The organism is Massilia niastensis DSM 21313 (assembly GCF_000382345.1).
Classification (GTDB): domain Bacteria; phylum Pseudomonadota; class Gammaproteobacteria; order Burkholderiales; family Burkholderiaceae_D; genus Telluria; species Telluria niastensis.
Genome location: NZ_KB908086.1, coordinates 90,103 through 106,470 on the forward strand (window position 1 = coordinate 90,103; position 16,368 = coordinate 106,470).

The 16,368-nt window shown below is 66.9% G+C and carries 17 protein-coding genes; 4 read left to right on the plus strand and 13 right to left on the minus strand.

The genetic code is table 11. From position 1 onward, the window contains the following. Window positions 1-160: 160 nt before the first annotated feature. Genes H162_RS0108750 through H162_RS35545 form a run of 3 tightly spaced genes read right to left on the minus strand, consistent with a single transcriptional unit; the run spans window position 161 to window position 2,350 of the window. Window positions 161-1,483 carry an ATP-binding protein gene (locus tag H162_RS0108750; RefSeq protein ID WP_026354419.1) on the minus strand — a complete coding sequence of 441 codons (1,323 nt, stop codon included), beginning with the start codon at window positions 1,481-1,483 and terminating at the stop codon, window positions 161-163. Window positions 1,484-1,488: 5 nt separating this feature from the next. Continuing rightward, window positions 1,489-2,229 (minus strand): response regulator, encoded by a 741-nt coding sequence (locus H162_RS0108755; protein ID WP_020653084.1) that lies wholly within the window; start codon window positions 2,227-2,229, stop codon window positions 1,489-1,491. After that, a complete protein-coding gene (locus H162_RS35545; protein ID WP_020653085.1) occupies window positions 2,216-2,350 on the minus strand; it encodes a hypothetical protein in 135 nt (44 codons plus the stop codon). Before H162_RS35545 ends, H162_RS0108755 begins: the two co-directional genes overlap by 14 nt. A gap of 273 nt (window positions 2,351-2,623) precedes the next feature. Between H162_RS35545 and H162_RS0108765 the strand changes: the two genes are divergently transcribed. The 3 genes from H162_RS0108765 to H162_RS0108775 all read left to right on the plus strand — a co-directional run bounded on the left by H162_RS0108765 (window position 2,624) and on the right by H162_RS0108775 (window position 5,107). Next, window positions 2,624-2,863: a hypothetical protein gene (locus H162_RS0108765; RefSeq protein ID WP_020653086.1), complete on the plus strand. Its 240-nt coding sequence runs from the start codon at window positions 2,624-2,626 to the stop codon at window positions 2,861-2,863. A gap of 103 nt (window positions 2,864-2,966) precedes the next feature. Next, window positions 2,967-4,040: a DUF5694 domain-containing protein gene (locus tag H162_RS0108770; RefSeq protein ID WP_026354421.1), complete on the plus strand. Its 1,074-nt coding sequence runs from the start codon at window positions 2,967-2,969 to the stop codon at window positions 4,038-4,040. A 101-nt stretch (window positions 4,041-4,141) separates the two neighbouring features. Further along, entirely contained in the window at window positions 4,142-5,107 is a 966-nt protein-coding gene (locus tag H162_RS0108775) for a hypothetical protein (RefSeq protein WP_020653088.1), read from the plus strand. A 16-nt stretch (window positions 5,108-5,123) separates the two neighbouring features. Here H162_RS0108775 and alr read toward each other — a convergent pair whose 3' ends face one another. Both alr and H162_RS0108785 read right to left on the minus strand, forming a co-directional pair. Continuing rightward, window positions 5,124-6,245 (minus strand): alanine racemase, encoded by a 1,122-nt coding sequence (gene alr / locus H162_RS0108780; RefSeq protein WP_020653089.1) that lies wholly within the window; start codon window positions 6,243-6,245, stop codon window positions 5,124-5,126. A 5-nt stretch (window positions 6,246-6,250) separates the two neighbouring features. Then, entirely contained in the window at window positions 6,251-7,543 is a 1,293-nt protein-coding gene (locus tag H162_RS0108785; RefSeq protein ID WP_020653090.1) for a D-amino acid dehydrogenase, read from the minus strand. Between the two features lie 101 nt (window positions 7,544-7,644). On the opposite strand from H162_RS0108785, the gene H162_RS0108790 reads away from it, so the two are divergent. Further along, a complete protein-coding gene (locus H162_RS0108790) occupies window positions 7,645-8,130 on the plus strand; it encodes an Lrp/AsnC ligand binding domain-containing protein (RefSeq protein WP_020653091.1) in 486 nt (161 codons plus the stop codon). Window positions 8,131-8,221: 91 nt separating this feature from the next. Here H162_RS0108790 and H162_RS0108795 read toward each other — a convergent pair whose 3' ends face one another. From H162_RS0108795 to H162_RS0108830, 8 genes are all read right to left on the minus strand, one after another. Then, a complete protein-coding gene (locus H162_RS0108795; protein WP_020653092.1) occupies window positions 8,222-8,677 on the minus strand; it encodes a winged helix-turn-helix domain-containing protein in 456 nt (151 codons plus the stop codon). A 199-nt stretch (window positions 8,678-8,876) separates the two neighbouring features. After that, the gene (locus H162_RS0108800; protein ID WP_020653093.1) at window positions 8,877-10,421 is read right to left on the minus strand and encodes a tripartite tricarboxylate transporter permease; all 1,545 of its coding nucleotides are present in this window, start codon (window positions 10,419-10,421) and stop codon (window positions 8,877-8,879) included. A gap of 10 nt (window positions 10,422-10,431) precedes the next feature. Then, a complete protein-coding gene (locus H162_RS0108805) occupies window positions 10,432-10,893 on the minus strand; it encodes a tripartite tricarboxylate transporter TctB family protein (protein WP_020653094.1) in 462 nt (153 codons plus the stop codon). A 7-nt stretch (window positions 10,894-10,900) separates the two neighbouring features. Then, window positions 10,901-11,953, minus strand: a complete 1,053-nt coding sequence (locus H162_RS0108810) for a porin (protein WP_020653095.1) — start codon at window positions 11,951-11,953, stop codon at window positions 10,901-10,903. A 149-nt stretch (window positions 11,954-12,102) separates the two neighbouring features. Beyond that, entirely contained in the window at window positions 12,103-13,074 is a 972-nt protein-coding gene (locus H162_RS0108815) for a Bug family tripartite tricarboxylate transporter substrate binding protein (RefSeq protein ID WP_020653096.1), read from the minus strand. Window positions 13,075-13,123: 49 nt separating this feature from the next. After that, on the minus strand, window positions 13,124-14,446 hold the full coding sequence (locus H162_RS0108820) for an MFS transporter (RefSeq protein WP_026354423.1): 1,323 nt from the start codon (window positions 14,444-14,446) through the stop codon (window positions 13,124-13,126). 71 nt (window positions 14,447-14,517) lie between these two features. Continuing rightward, window positions 14,518-15,459 (minus strand): NAD(P)-dependent oxidoreductase, encoded by a 942-nt coding sequence (locus tag H162_RS0108825; protein WP_020653098.1) that lies wholly within the window; start codon window positions 15,457-15,459, stop codon window positions 14,518-14,520. Continuing rightward, window positions 15,456-16,151 (minus strand): RraA family protein, encoded by a 696-nt coding sequence (locus tag H162_RS0108830; RefSeq protein WP_020653099.1) that lies wholly within the window; start codon window positions 16,149-16,151, stop codon window positions 15,456-15,458. The genes H162_RS0108825 and H162_RS0108830 overlap by 4 nt, the downstream gene beginning before the upstream one ends. Between the last annotated feature and the right edge of the window lie 217 nt (window positions 16,152-16,368).

A 16,368-nucleotide genomic window follows, 5' to 3' on the forward strand; every position in this document is an offset into this window, starting at 1 on the left:
CCGACATGGCCCGTGATGCGCGGCTTGCGGTGACAAATGTGAGCCGAGCATTGACGAGTTTGGGATAAACCGACCAGCACTTTGAGATAGAGCAAAGGTGCTCGATCGGTGTCCGAATGACAGACCTGACCCTGAATGCCGCGGATGCTGGCTGGCCCGGTCAGGGACAGACCGCAGGAAGAACTAGGCGCGCTTCGAGGCCGCCTTCGGAGCGGCGGTGCAGGGTAAGCGTCGCACCGATCGATACCGCCAGCTGCCGCGCGATCGCCAGCCCCAGTCCGCTGCCCCCGGTGGCCCGGTTGCGCGACGACTCCAGTCGGAAAAACGGCTCGAACACCGCTTCCAGCATGTCCTCGGGAATACCCGGCCCGCGGTCGAGCACCCGGATGACGACTCCGCCATCCGCATTGCGCGCCACGACCAGTTCGGCATACCCTGCAAACTTGAGCGCATTTCCGGCCAGGTTATTCAGGATCCGCCGCAGCGCCTTCGGCCGCGTGCGCAGCGGTGCACCGGCGCGCCCCGCCAGCACGACGGCCGCCCCGCAATCGGTGTAGTCGAGCACCAGGCTGTCGAGCTGGTTGTCGAGGTCGACCACGCACGCCGCCTCGCGCTCGCCATGCATGGCGCGCGCGTACTGCAGGCCTTCCTTGGCCATGTCCTCCAGTTCCAGCAGGTCTTCGCGCAGGCGGTCCTGGGAATTGTCGTCATCCATCAGGTCCACGCGCAGGCGCATGCGGGTGATCGGGGTCTGCAAATCGTGGGAAATCGCGCCCAGGATGCGGATGCGCTCGTCGATATAGGCCGCGATCCGGCGCTGCATGGCATTGAAGGCGCGCGCGGCGCGCCGCACCTCGGACGGGCCTTCTTCGGACACCGCGACCGGCCGCAGGTCGGGACCCAGCGCGTCGGCGGCGTCGGCCAGGGTGCGCAGCGGACGCGTCGCCACCCGCACCGCCAGCCAGCAGCAGGCCAGCAGGATCGCCAGCTGCGCGCCCAGCACGTAGGGCAGCCAGTTCGACAGCGGCAGCCCGCGCATCGGCATCAGGTCGATCGTCAGGGGCGTGCCGTCGCTCAGGTTCAGGTGCACCTGGAGCCGTTCGCGTTCGCCCGGCACGGCGTTGACGCTCAAGGGATAGTCGCGCCCGATCGCCTCGCTGATGGAGGCGGCGGCGCGCCGCGACAGCTCCGCATCGGGCGTACCGCCGCTCTCGCCGGGGCCGAGGATGAAGCGGTAGCTGTTGCGCGCCAGGCGCGGCAGCCATTGCGGGCGTTCCTCGGCCGGCAGCAGGTCGAGCAGGGCGACGGAACTGATCACTTCGCGATGGATGTAGCCCATCATGACGTCCATCGTCGCCCTGTTGCGCTCGGTGACGGTCAGGGTGAACGACAGGGTATGGGCCACGGCCAGCCCGGCGAACAGGATCAGGGCGAGCCGGGCGAACAGGCTGTCCGGCCACAGGCGGGAAAGAAAGGCGGACAGCCGCCTCACGCCTGGGCCTCGAGCACCGTGACGGCGGCCGAGAACACATACCCCTCGCTGCGCAGGGTCTTGATGTAGCGCGGCTCGCGCGCGTCGTCCAGCAGGCGCTGGCGCAGGCGGCTCACCAGGATGTCGATCGAGCGGTCGAACAGGTCGACCCCGTAGCCATGCGTCAGGCCGATCAGCTGGTCGCGGCTCAGGACCTGCTGCGGATGGTCGAGGAAGACGCGCAGCAGGCGGTACTCGGCGCCGCTCATCGCGACCACCACGCCCTCGCTGTCGATCAGGTGGCGCGCCGCGGTGTCGAGCTGCCAGTCGCCGAAGGCCAGCAGGCGCGCCGCTTCGGTGATCTGCATGTTGGGCGGCAGCATGCGCGTGCGGCGCAGCACCGCGCGGATGCGCGCGAGCAGCTCGCGCACCGCGAAGGGTTTCGGCACGTAGTCGTCCGCGCCCATCTCGAGCCCGACCACGCGGTCGGTCTCGTCGTCGCGCGCGGTCAGCATCACGATGGGCACCGCGCGGTGCTTGCCCGAGCGTAGTTCGCGGCACAGCACCAGGCCGTCGTCACCGGGCAGCATGATGTCGAGGATGATCAGGTCGGGCGTGGCGCGCTGCAGCGCGCTCCACATCTCCCTGCCGCTGGCGGCGAGGGTGCAGTGCAGCCCCTGCTTTTCGAGGTAGGCGCCGACCATTTCGCGGATGCCGCGGTCATCGTCGACGATCAGGACGTGTTCACTTTCGCGCATCGTCGTCCTCCCCGCCGGTGAGCACGCGGTGGCGCGCCGGGGTGAGCGGGCAGGGACCCGGCACGGTTTCGCAGGTGAGGGCGCCGGCCATCAGCGCGAGCCAGACCAGCAGGCGCCTCATGGCCGGCTCCTGCCGCCGGCTGGCGCGGTGCGGGAAACAAGCGGGTGGGGAAGGGTGTGGGACATTGGCGCATTCCTTTCAAAAAAGGAATTTAGCCCAATGCTGCAGCTGAATTGTTTCTTACTGTGTATGGGCCTGCGAGGGATACAGTAGCATTCAAAATTCTTTCCGGCGCAGTGAACTGACGAGCCCAGCTAGAATGTCGGTATGCCAAGCAAGTCTCCCATTTTCCCCGGCCCTCGTACGGCCCGTGGCGCCGTCCTCGCGGTCCTGTTGTCCAACACCGACCAGACCGGCGCCGAACCCTTGCGCGGACGCGTCACGCTGGCCGCGATCGTCCGCATCCTGAAGCGCAAGTACCACTGGCCGATCGAAACCACGAGTTTCCCGTCCAACGCCGCCGACGGGCGCGCCACCTGGGCCACGGTGTACAGCCTGCCGCCCGACGTCATCGCCGCCGCCATGGACGCCAGAGGCCGCGACTGGCTGAGAAGCAGCAGGGATTCGTCGTGAACGATCTGCCCCGGGATGCTTGCATGCATACCAAGTAGTTCTGACTTTTCCCCGTGAACATGTGATGATGAAACGATCATCAATATGAACAGGGAGAAAGTGCATGCGCCGCTTGGTATGTTTGTTGATCTCGATGGCTTGTTCAGGCCTGGCCGCTGCCCAGGGCCATCGTCCCGATTTCGATCCCAGCACCCTGAAAGGCCCGGCGTCCGGCACGCAGAACGAGGTGCTGGTGCTCGGCTCGCCCCACCTGTCCCAGCTGCCGTCTTCCTTCGACGCGGCCACGTTGCAGTTGTTAAACGATCGCCTCGCCGGCTGGCGGCCGCAGGCGATCGCGATCGAAGCGCTGTCCGGAGCGCAATGCGATTTCCTGCGCCGCCATCCGCACCGCTACAAGGACACGGTCGATTCCTATTGCTGGGACCTGGCGCCCGCGCAAGCCGCGACCGGACTCGACGTCGCCGCGGCGACGGCGCAGGCCGAGCAGCTGCTGGCCGCCTGGCCCGCCGACCCCAGTCCCTCCCAGCGCCGGCGCCTGGCGGCGCTGTTCCTCGCAGGCGGCGAACGGGCCTCGGCACTCGTCCAGTGGCTGCGCCTGCCGGAAGCCGATCGGCGCGCCGGCGACGGCCTCGATGCGGCGCTGGCCGGGCAGCTGCAGGCGCTGGAACGCCGGCGCGACGAACGCACCCTGGTTGCCGCCCGCCTGGCGGCCCGGCTCGGACACGAGCGCGTCTATCCCATGGATGACCATACCGCCGACAGCGTGAGTACGGACCAGAAGGCCTATGGCGAGGCGCTCTGGAAGGCCTGGAGCAACCCGGCCACGGAGAAGCGCAAGCGCCTGGACCAGGCGCTGGACGAGCGGCTCGGCACATCCGACGGTGTGCTGGCGATGTATCGCGCCGTCAACGCACCCGACCGGGGCAGGCTCGTCTTCGACAGCGATTTCGGTGCGGCCCTCAACGAACCGTCTCCGCAGCGTTTCGGGCGCGAGTATGTCGGCTATTGGGAAACACGCAACCTGCGCATGGCGGCGAACATCCGCGACGTGCTGGGCGCGCGGCCCGGCATCCGCATGCTGGTGATCGTCGGGGCGTCGCACAAGGTCTATCTCGACGCCTACCTGCACCAGATGCACGACGTCCGCCTCGTCGACGCCGCGACCGTGCTGCGTTGACCCCAGGGCGGGGGTTATCTTTTCACAGGCGGCGCCTGTAGATTTCATACTGAACTGCACCAGACGGCAGCTTGCCCCCGGCCCTCTACTCACGGATCAGCATGAAACCTCGACTCCTCCTTGCGATCGCGCTGGCCGCCTCACAGCCGGCCTCCGCCAACGATTTCCTCAACGGCCTGGCAAAACAGGCGATCAACAGCGCGTTCCAGAAAGTCCTGGCGGGCCAGCCAGGCACGCCCAGGCCGGCCCCCGCCGTCGCCGCCGCTTCCGGGGCTGCCGGCGGCGCGCCCCTGGCGCCGCCGCGCGCCCGCATCCGGTTCGACGAGGGAGCGATCTTCTACGCCGACTACATGGCCGACTACTGGAGCCGTCCGGACGCCGTGACGCGCGGTACGACACCGTCCGCCGATGCGCCCGGCAACATCGTCGCCATGCCGTCTCGCTTTGGCGGCAAGCTGAACCAGCCGGGCGTGGCCGAGATGCGGCGCAAGCTCGAGGCGGTGTTTCCCCGCGTGCTGGCGCACCCGGCGCTGGCGAACATCCGCGGCGCCAGCCTGCGGCCCGGCGCCTATTTCGGACACGGGCGGGGCGGACCGATGGGACATGCGCTGCCCGGCAAGGCGAGCTTGATCGCCTATCCGGTCAACCTTGCCGATCCCTTGACGCAAAAATTCCCGGACGGTACGTTCCATACCCCCGGCGAGGGCCCCAGCCTCGTGATATCCGTGAACGATACGGATGAGCTCGCGGGCCGCCAGCCGGTCGGCACCCGGAACGGCATGACGGTCCTGCGGGACGGCTACATGCTGGCGATATCGAACACGGATCGTCCGCTGTACGTGAGCGACGGATCGGGAGGCCAGGTGATGAATCCCGACCTGATCGATACCTCGCGGCCGCGTTCGGATATCCAGTTCATGACGGTCTACGTGGGCAGGTCGTCCTCCGAGACCTCGGAAATCGTCCACCAGCGGGTGCATCCCACCACCAATACGGGCCGCCTGGTGGGGGTGCTGTACAACACGGATTGGCGGGCGTTGCTGCAGGAGGTCGACGGCATACGCTGACCCCCCGCGCTGCCGCTCAGCCGCGGTCGTCGTCCCGGTAGACGCGATGGAAGCGGCTCCCCAGCCGCGTCAGCACTTCGTAGCCGATGGTCCCGGCCTGGGCCGCGACCTCGTCCACGCCTTGCCGCGCACCCAGCAGCTCCACCAGCTGCCCGGGCGCCACGCGCGCTTCGGGAATCCCGGTGACGTCCAGCGTGATGCTGTCCATCGACACCGTTCCGGCAAACGGCACCGCCATCCCATCCACGAAGGCCTGTCCGCGGCCGGTGAGGGCGCGCTGCCAGCCGTCGGCATAGCCGAGCGCAATGGTGGCGATGCGGCGCGTGCCGCCCGCCACATAGCGCGCGCCGTAGCCGACGATGTCGCCTTCGCGCACCGTGCGCACCTGGACGATGCGGGCGGCCAGCGACACCGCCTGGCGCAGCGGATTCGGCGCGCCGGGCTGCGGATTGATCCCGTACAGCGCCGCGCCGGGACGCAGCAGGTCGTAGTGGTAGTCCGTCCCGAGGAACACGGCGGAGGAGTTGGCCAGGCTCGCCGGCACGCCGGGGAAGACTTCGCGCAACTGCTCGAAACGGCGGCGCTGAAGGCCGTTCATCGGATGGGCGGGTTCGTCGGCGCAGGCCAGGTGGCTCATGAACAGCTGCGGGCGCACCCCGGCCAGCCAGCCAGGATCGGCGCTGAGTGCGGCCAGGTCGGCCGCCGCCAGTCCCATGCGCGACATGCCGGTGTCGGCCTGGATCGCGGCCGGCAGTGCGCGGCCCAGCCGGCGGGCGCAAGCGCGCCATTCCTGCAGCTGGCCCGGATCGTTCAGCACCGGCACCAGGTCGTGCTCGAGGAAGTCGTGCGCGGTGCCGGGGGGAGGGCCGTGCAGGACGTAGATGCCGCAGCCGGCCGGCAGCAGCTGGCGCAGGCGCATGCCTTCGCCCAGGTGGGCGGTGAAGAACACCCGGCAGCCCTCGAGCGCCAGCGCCGGCGCGACCTGCTCCATGCCCAGGCCGTAGGCGTCGGCTTTCATGACGGCCGCGCAGACGGCGCTGCCGCCCAGTGCGCGCAGCTGGCGGTAGTTGGCGCGCACCGCGGCCAGGTCGAGCGTCAGGACCGCCCCGGCGCGGGCGGCGTCGGCGAAGGCGGGCATCGGATTCACGCCTTGACCAGTTCGCCCTGCGGCGCCGAACCGGCCACGCCGGCGTAGCGGAACACGGCGAGGTCGTCGGCGCGGATGGCCGGCGCCTTGCCGCTGACCAGATCGGCGATCACGCTGGCCGAGCCGGCCGCCATGGTCCAGCCCAGGGTGCCATGGCCGGTGTTCAGGTACAGGTTCGCCAGCGGGGTGGCGCCGACCACCGGGGTGCTGTCCGGCGTCATCGGGCGCAGGCCGGTCCAGAAGCTGGCCCTGGCGGTGTCGCCGCCGCCCGGGAACAGGTCGTTGACGACCAGCTCCAGGGTTGCGCGGCGGCGCGGGTTGAGTTCCTTGCTGTAGCCCGCGATCTCCGCCATGCCGCCGACGCGGATGCGGTCGTCGAAGCGGGTGACGGCGATCTTGTAGGTCTCGTCGAGGATGGTCGACACCGGCGCGCGGCTGGCGTCGGTGATCGGCACCGTGATCGAATAGCCCTTCAGCGGGTAGACCGGCACCGGGAACCAGCGCTGCAGCAGCAGGCGCGAATAGCTGCCCAGGGCCAGCACATAGCGGTCCGCCGTGTAGGTGCCCTTGCTGGTCACCACGCCGGTGATCTGGTCGCTGTTCGCGGTCAGGGTGTGGATCGTGGTGTCGAACTCGAAGCGCACGCCGAGCGCGCGCGCCATCTCGGCCAGGCGCGTGGTGAACAGCTGGCAGTCGCCGGTTTCGTCGTTCGGCAGGCGCAGGCCGCCGACCAGCTTCTCGCGCACGTTGCCCAGCGCCGGCTCGGCCTGGGCCAGCTGCTCGCTGGCCAGCAGTTCGTACTGGACGCCGGCCTGTTTCAGCACTTCGATGTCGTTGGCGGCGTTGTCGAACTGCTGCCGGGTGCGGAACAGCTGGATGGTGCCCTGCTGGCGGCCTTCGTAGGCGATGCCGGTGTCGCGGCGCAGTGCGCGCATGCAGTCGCGGCTGAATTCGGACAGGCGCACCATGCGTTCCTTGTTGACCGCGTAGCGGTCGCTCGAACAGTTGCGGAACATCTGCCACATCCATTCGAGCTGGAACAGGCTGCCGTCGGGACGGATCGCCAGCGGCGCATGGCGCTGGAACAGCCATTTCGCCGCCTTCAGCGGGATGCCGGGCGCCGCCCAGGGCGTGGCATAGCCGGGCGAGATCTGGCCGGCGTTGGCGAAACTGGTCTCCAGTCCCGCACCGGGCTGGCGGTCGATGACGGTGACGGCATGCCCGGCTTTCGCCAGATAGTATGCGGTGGTGACTCCAACCACTCCGCTGCCCAGCACGATGACTCGCATATGTTCCTCGAATTATTTTAGGGATTCAGAAATTGTTTCCATCGTAGCGCGAGCCCTGCCATAATTGTTTCTGTTAATGATCGTGTTTTCGGAAATTTCTTATGCGCGTGCAAAAAGAGTCAAACCGCGTCCTCGACCGCATCGACCTGCATATCCTGGCGATCCTGCAGCAGGACGGGCGGATCGTCATGAAGGACCTGGCCGAGCAGGTCGGACTGTCGCTCACGCCCTGCATCGAACGGGTCAAGCGCATGGAGCGCGACGGCGTGATCACGGGCTACCACGCGCGCGTGCAGCCCCAGGCGCTGGGCCTGCAGATCCTGGTGTTCGTCGAGATCACGCTGCAGCAGAAGTCGGAGAAGGCCTTCGACCGCTTCAAGCGCGCCATGTTCGCGATTCCCGAGGTGATGGAATGCCACCTGGTGTCGGGCGACTTCGACTACCTGATCAAGGCGCGCATTCCCGAGATGTCCGCCTACCGCAGGCTGCTGGGCGAAATCCTGCACGTGGCCGACGCCGGCCAGTCGAAGAGCTATGTGGTGATGGAAGAGCTGAAGGAAACCATGGCGCTGTCGATCGAGCGCTAGCGCCCGGATCGCCCGGCAGGGCGGTGGCGGAACGCAGCGCGCCACGCCCGCGACGCCGCAAGCGTGGCGGGCGCGATCGCCGCCCGGCCGCTCAGCGGGCGGCGAACTCCGGCTGCGCCATCCATGCGGGCATGGGGCGGGTCCTGCCGGGGCTGTCGGGCGCCGTGCGGGGCGCCCGGGTGTACGCGGGCTCGACAGGAAGCGCCCGTTCGTCCGCGCTGTACCTGACCGGAGCGGTGAAGCAATAGCCGCGTCCGGCCACGTTGACGATGTGCGGGCAGGGCCCGTCGCAGCCGACCAGCCTGCGCAGGGCCGCGATCTGCACCCGCAGGTTGGCCTCGACCACGACCGTGCGCGGCCACACGCCTGCCATCAGGGTGCGCTTGCTCAGCACTTCGCCGGGGTGTTCGACCAGCAGCGCGAGCAGGTCGAAGGCGCGGGCGCCGATGGCGACCCGCTCGCCCTGCCGGAAAAGCTGCCGCTGCGCTGGCCGCATGTCGAAATCGAGAAATGAAATCGCTTGGGGAACCGTTGCGCCGGTATCCATGATTGTCCTCATCTATCAATAGCAGGAGACGGCCCGGGGGATCGTCGTCCGCCAGTGCCGCTTCCTTCATTATGGGACGCGGCTGGCGGTCTCACTAGGAGAAATCTGCTGTCATTGCATGATCGGCATGACAGACGGACAAGCATGGATGCGCAAGCGCACCTGCGGCCGGTCCGGCCGGCAGGTGCGCAGAGGATGGTCATTCTTCCTGGAACGCTTCCTCGCGCTTTTTCTTCAGCGCCGGGAGGGCGACCAGCACGATCAGCAATGCGGTGGCGACCAGCAGGGCCAGCGACAGCGGGCGGCTGAAGAACACGGTGAAGTCGCCGTGCGACAGCAACAGGGAGCGCCTGAAGTTCTCCTCCATCATCGGTCCGAGCACGAATCCGAGCATGAGCGGAGCGCCTTCGCAACCCAGCTTGGTGAACAGGTAGCCCAGCACGCCAAAGCCGGCCGTCAGGAAGACGTCGAAGGTGCTGCTGTTCACCGAGTAGACGCCGATGCAGCAGAATACCAGGATGGCGGGATACAGCAGCTTGTACGGCACCTTCAGCAGCTTGACCCAGATCCCGATCAGCGGCAGGTTCAGGATCACCAGCATCAGGTTACCGAACCACATCGAGACGATCAGGCCCCAGAACAGCGTCGGACTGGTCGTCATTACTTGCGGGCCGGGCTGGATGTTATGGATGGTCATCGCTCCTACCATCAGCGCCATCACCGCGTTCGGGGGGATGCCCAGGGTCAGCAGCGGGATGAAGGACGTTTGTGCGGCCGCATTGTTGGCCGATTCCGGCCCCGCGACCCCTTCGATGGCGCCCTTGCCGAATTCCGCGCTGTGCTTGCTGACTTTCTTCTCCAGCGAATAGGCGCCGAAGGCGGCCAGCGAGGCGCCGCCTCCCGGCAGCACGCCCAGCGCCGAACCGAGCAAGGTCCCGCGCAGGATCGGCGCGACCATGCGCCGGAAATCCTCCCTGGTCGGGAACATGGTGGTCAGCTTGTTGGTGAAGACTTCGCGGCTTTCCTTCTGTTCCAGGTTCTTGATGATTTCCGCGAAACCGAACACACCCATCGCCACCGCCACGAAGCTGATGCCGTCGGACAGTTCGGGGATATCGAAAGCGAAGCGCGATACGCCCGAGTTCACATCCGTGCCGACCACCCCGCCCAGCAGGCCCAGGCAGATCATGCCGATCGCCTTGAGCAGCGAGCCCGAGGCCAGCACCACGGCGCCGATCAGGCCCAGCACCATCAGCGAAAAATACTCGGCCGGACCGAACTTGAAGGCCATCTGCGCCATCGGTACGGCAAAGGCGGCCAGCAGCAGGATGCCCGCGCAGCCGGCCAGGAAGGATCCGATGGCCGCCGTACTGAGCGCGACACCGGCGCGCCCGCGCCGCGCCATCTGGTAGCCGTCGAGGCAGGTGACGACCGACGAGGTTTCCCCGGGCAGGTTGACCAGCACGGCCGTGGTGGAACCGCCATACTGGGCGCCGTAGTAGATCCCGGCCAGCATGATCAATCCGCCCAGCGGCGGCAGCGCATAGGTGGCGGGCAGCAGCATGGCAATGGTGGCGACCGGCCCGAGGCCGGGGAGCACGCCGATCAGGGTGCCGATGACGGCGCCGACGAAGCAGTAGACCAGGTTGACCGGGATGTTGGCGGTGACGCCCAGGAGCGTGACCGGCTCCATGGCGAGCACGGCCGAGAAACCGATCGAGAGATGGGACAGGAAGGCATCCATGCTGGTGTCCTTAGACGTTGAACACTGCCGGCCACAGCGGGAACTGCAGGTCGAGCAGGTAGATGAAGACGGTGAGCGAGATCGCGATCAGCACGGCCGCATTGCCCAGTGCGGCCTTCCAGCCGAATTCGTGGCTGGCATGGCTGGCAATGCAGACCAGCAGGAACAGGCAGGCGACCAGTCCCAGGGGCTCGAGCAGCACGCCGAACAGCACCACCGGTCCCAGGATCAGCAGCAAGGTTGACCAGGAAAATTTCTTGACCTTGTCCAGCTCGGCGCTTGCGGCCAGGGCGCCCAGCGCGACGCCGATACCGATCGCGACCAGCAGCACGCCGACGATGGTCGGGAAATAGCCTGGTCCCATGCGTTCCGCCGTGCCGTAGGCGTAGCTGCTGCCGATGCCCGCGAACTCGCCGCCGAAGACGACGAACAGGATGCCGGCCCAAAAATCCTTTTGGTTTCGTATTTTCATGAGTCCCTCAGAACAGGTGATTGATGCCGAAGGAGGCGCCGCGCTGGCGCTGCTGTCCGCTGGCGGGAACCAGGGCGCCTTCGTAGCGGTTCAGGTCCAGTTCGGCATACAGGTTGGTGCGCTTCGAGAATGCATGGCTGGCGCCCAGGATCAGCAGTTCGCGCTGCCCGTTGCCGGCCAGGCTGGTGAAGCGCGAGCGGTAGGCGGCCAGGGCCACTTCGACTGCCGGCGTCACGTCGTAGCTGATCCCGGCCCAGGTGGTCTGGTTGCGGTATTCACCCGCGCTGGCCGTCGCCTGCCGTTCGCGCGACTGCCCGATCTTGACGGTCGCCTTCCCGGCCTTGAATCCGCCACCGGCGACATACGCATGGTTGTCGAAGCCGGCGGCAGTTTCCTTTTGCGTGTAGGTGGCCGCCAGCAACAGTGGCCCGCCGGCGTACATGAAGCCCGCCGCCTGGGCCGATCCCTTGCTCGTATCGCCCGCGATCTCGCCGGCCGCATATTGCACCTGCAGCGTGAGCGGACCGCTGGTGCGGGAATACAGCACACTGTTGTTGAACCGGGTGCCGGAGGACGACGATGCGCCCAGGCCGGCAGTCCTGGCGGCTTCCGGCAGGGTGGTGCCGGCGCCCGAGGACAGGGGCACGATGCCGGTGTAGTGATGGTCGAACGGATCCAGGAACTTCTCCGTCCGGAAGGCAATGGTGTACTGGCGGCCGAGGTCGATGTTGCCCCACTTGCCGCCGATCCCGACCGATGCCGTGCGGTTGAACAGGACGCCGTTGCTGTTGTCGAGCGCGCCGCTCTTGCTCACGAAGCCGCTTTCGAGCGTGAAGCGTAGCTTGTTGCCGCCGCCGATGTCTTCCGATCCCCGGAATCCGAGCCGGTTCGAATAATAGTTGCCGGTTCCCATGGTCAGCAGGCCATCGCCCTCCGCGTTGACATTGGTCTGGTAACGCAGGCCCGCATCGATCGAGCCGTACACCGTCACATTGGGTTGGGCGTGGCCGCTTGCGGCCGCCATGCTGGTCAACCAAAACATCAGGGTGGTCTTCTTCATCGCACTGTCTCCTCTTGTTGTCATGGGCATTGCCAGGCCCTCATGCCGGATGGCAGGCGCGGCAAGGCCCCTCCGCGCGGTCGCACGGATCGTTGTCGTGTTCGGGTAGAGGTCCGCCGGACGGCGGAGCCTGGGGGATGGAGCGGGGCTTAGTCGACCTTGGCGCCCGAATCCCTGACCACCTGGCCCCAGCGCGGGATCTCGGCCTTGATCAGGGTGCCGAACTGGTCAGGGCTGCCGCCCAGCACATTGCCGCCTTCGACAGTGATTTTCTTGCGCACTTCCGGCATGGCGAGCACCTTGTTGATCTCGGTGTTCAGTCTGGCGATCACCGGCGCCGGCGTGCCGGCCGGGGCAAGCAGGCCGAACCAGGTGCGGGCGTCGAAGCCCTTGTACCCCGATTCGTTGATCGTCGGGACCGAGGGCAGGTCGGCTGCGCGCTGCGCCGAGGTGACCGCGAGGGCGCGCATGGTGCCGGTCTTGATCTGCGATTGCGCGGTCGGTATCGACGACATGAAGACCTCGATCTGGCCGCCGATCAGGTCGGTGATGGCCTGGGAGGAGCCCTTGTAGGGAACATGCTGCAGCCTGATGCCGGCTGCCTTCTGGAACAGTTCGCCGGTCAGGTGCGCCACCGTCCCGTTGCCCGGCGTACCCAGGGTCACCATTCCGGGTTTGGCACGGGCTGCGGCAACCACATCGGCCAGCGTCTTGTAGCGGGAAGTGCTGGCCACGACCAGCACCAGCGGGGCGTCGGCCACCGTGCCGATGGGGGAGAAGTCCTTGACTGGGTCGTAGGGCAATTTCGTGTACAAGGTCGGGTTGACCGCCAGGTTACTGGTTTGCCCCAGGACGATCGTGTAGCCGTCGGGCTTCGCCTTGGCGACCAGGTCGACGCCGATGTTGCCGCCGGCGCCAGGGCGATTATCGATGATGACCGTCCATTTCAGGGTTTCGGTCAACTTGTTGCCGACGACGCGGGCGATGATGTCCGTGCCGCCGCCCGGCGGGAAGGGGACCACCAGGCGGATCGGCTTGGCCGGGTAGGCTTGCTGGGCGGATGCCAGGGCGCTCATGCCGCTCAGGACAAGGGCGAGGATGCTGCGAACGGTGAATGTCATGCTTGTCTCCTGAAGTTATATATATACGTTGTGTTGCCGAGGGCGGTCTTTAGGCCGCGATTTTGTTGCTTACAGCAGGTGCAGCCTGGCGCGGCTTGGCGCTCAGTACCAGCAGCACCGTGATGCTCATTGCCGCCAGCACCGCGATCGGCGACAGGGCCAGTGCGTGGCTGCCGGTCGAGGCCTTGATCCAGCCGTAGACGTTGACCATCAGTCCGCCTCCGATCAGGTTGGAGACGGCATTGATGCCGGCCAGGCCTGCGGCGGCGGAGCCCGGTGCGAGCCAGCCGGTGCTCAGCGCCCAGAACGGACCCTTGAACGAGTAGACACCGATCAGTACGAAGCTCAGCAGGACGATGGTGGGCAGGAGCGACGAGGTCACCAGGGTGCTCAGCATCCCGACGGCGATCAGCGCCAGCGGGATGACGGTATGCCAGCGGCGTTCGTTCTTGCGGTCGGAACGGCGTCCCCACCAGATCATCAGGACCGCCGCCACGGCGTAGGGAACCGAATTCAGCAGGCCGGTCTCCATCACGCTCAGGCCGAAGGATTTGATCAGCTGCGGCTGCCACACGCCCAGTACCGAGCCGGCGGCGGAGGCGGTCGAGCACACCAGCGCCATCCCGATGACTTCCTTACTGCGGAACAGTTTCCAGAGCGAGACATGCGCCACCATCTTCTTCTCGGCCCGTTCGCGCTGCATGCGGGCCGCCAGCCATTCGCGCTGCTCGGCCGTCAACCATGTGGCCTGCTCGGGGCGGTCGGTGAGGTACCACAGGCATGCGATCCCCATCGCGACCGTCGGCAAGCCTTCGAGGATGAACAGCCATTGCCATCCGCGCAGGCCCAGCACGCCATCGGCCTGGAGCAGCAGGGCGGACAGGGGTGAGCCGATGAAGCTGGCCATGGGGATGGCGATCATGAACATGGCGACGAAGCGGCCCCGGTAGGCGGCGGGAATCCAGAACGTCATGTACAGCATGACGCCAGGGAAGAAGCCTGCTTCGGCCGCGCCCAGCAGGAAGCGCAGGACGTAGAGCGTGTTCGGACCCTGCACCAGCGCGTTGCTCGCCGAGATCAGGCCCCAGGTGATCATGATCCTGGCGATCCACTTGCGCGCGCCGAACTTTTGCAGGGCGAGGTTGCTGGGAACCTCGAAAAAGAAATAGGCGATAAAGAACAGGCTGCTGGCGAAGCCGAACATCTGCGGGGTGACGCCGATATCGTGGTTCATCTGCAAGGCAGCCATGCCGATGTTGCCGCGGTCGATGAACGCGAGCAGGTAGCATACGATCAGGAAGGGCATCAGGCGCCAGGTGACCCTGCTGACGGTCTCCTTTTCCAGGGCGTCGTCGTTTTTCATTGTCTTCATTCTTTTCCTCCAAACTACCTGTCTTCGAATGCGCCCGGATGCGCGCATTCTTGTTCCGCTACCGGCCAGGCTTAACGTGCGAGCTCGTCCAGGATGTTTTGCGCCGCACCGGTGCCCATGCCGACATAGGCATCCGCCGTCACGCCGGCGATGTGCGGCGTGAGGATCGCATTCTGCAGGCCGGTGAATTCATGGCCGCCGGTGAAGGGTTCGACCTGGAAGCTGTCGAGTCCTGCGGCGCGCAGCTTGCCGCTGCGCAGTGCCTCGGCCAGCGCGGCTTCGTCGATCAGGCCGCCCCGGGCCGTGTTGACCACGATGGCCCCATCGCGCATCGTCGCCAGGGTCCCGGCATTGATCAGCCTGGCGTTCTGTTGCGTCAGCGGGCAGTGCAGGGACAGCACGTCGGCACTGGCGATGACCTCGTCCAGCTCGCGCAGTGCGATGCCCTCGGGGACGGCGGTGGCGCAGGGATCGTAGGCCACGACCCGCATGCCCAGCGCGGCGCCGGTGACGGCGACCTGCCGGCCGATGGCGCCCAGCCCGACCAGGCCCAGCGTCCGTCCCTTCAGTTCCAGGCTCTTGTGGACCGCCTTGTCCCAATGGCCGGCGCGCATGCGACCGTCCAGGTGCACCACGCCCTTGGCGCAGGCCAGGATCAGGGCCCAGGTGTGTTCGGCGACGGCCGCCGCATTGGCGCCGACGGCGGCCCGGATCGCGATGCTCTGCGCCCTGGCGGCCGCGGCGTCGATATTGTCGATGCCGGTGCCATGCTTCGAGATCACCCGCAGTCGCCGGGACGCGGCGATGACCCGGGCCGAGATGCGGCCGTAGCGCACGATCAGGGCGACCGGCTGGAACTGGCGGCACAGGGATTCGAGCAGGTCTTCGCCGCATTCCTTGCCGGCATAGACGACGTCGAAGCCGGACAGCAACTCGAGTGCCTGTGGAGCGAGGTCGGCCCCGGTCACCAGGATCACGTCCCTGGCGTTGATGGCGGCTGGTCGGGCGCTCACGATGCGGCTCCTTCCAGCACCACGCCGGCCTTGCGCAGGGCGTCGTCGAGCCAGCTCGGGCGCAGTTGTTGACCGCTGCGGATACCCTGGATACGGGCCGTCTCGTCAGCGACTTTCTTCGCGGCCAATTCGACCACGGCCGGCACCTTGCTGGTTTCGACGACCACGACACCGTCGGCGTCGGCGACGATCAGGTCGCCCGGGTGCACCACCGTGCCGCCGACCGAGATCGGGTGGTTGACCCGTCCCGGCACCAGCTTGGTCGGACCGTTCGGGTTGGCGCCCACAGCGAACATGGGGAAGCCCAGCTCGCGGATGGCTTCCGTGTCGCGCACCGAGCCGTAGACGACGACGCCCGCGATTCCCAACGCCATGCATTGGGACACCATGATCTCGCCCATCAGCGCACAGGTTTCATCGCCCTTGCCGTCGATGACCAGCACGTCGCCGGGCTTGGCCAGCGACATCGCCGCATGGATCATGAGATTGTCGCCGGGACGGACCTCGACGGTCAACGCCGGTCCGGCGATCCGCATGGCGGGAGCAAGGGGAGCGATCCTGCTGCCGAGGGTGCCGCGGCGGCCGGCCACGTCGGCCAGGATCGAGGCCTGGTAGTGGGCGGCGGCCTTGACCAGGCCGGAATCGACACGCTCGAAATCACGGATGACGTCTGGAGGGGTGGAATGACTCATGGTTGATCCTGTAGTAGTTGGGACGGTTGAACCTGCCGTGCCGCCTACGTGCGTCTACAGGAGGACCGGCGCAAAAGCGGCCCGGTGTGCGGTCGATGGCGTCTCCTGCCTGGCGCTCGTATCCAGCCTTTCGGCGGCACGGCTTGTTATGTGAGCCAAGTATAGGAAGAGCGATCTATAATGAATATTCACTTATTTTTTGAATTCTTAAACTTTC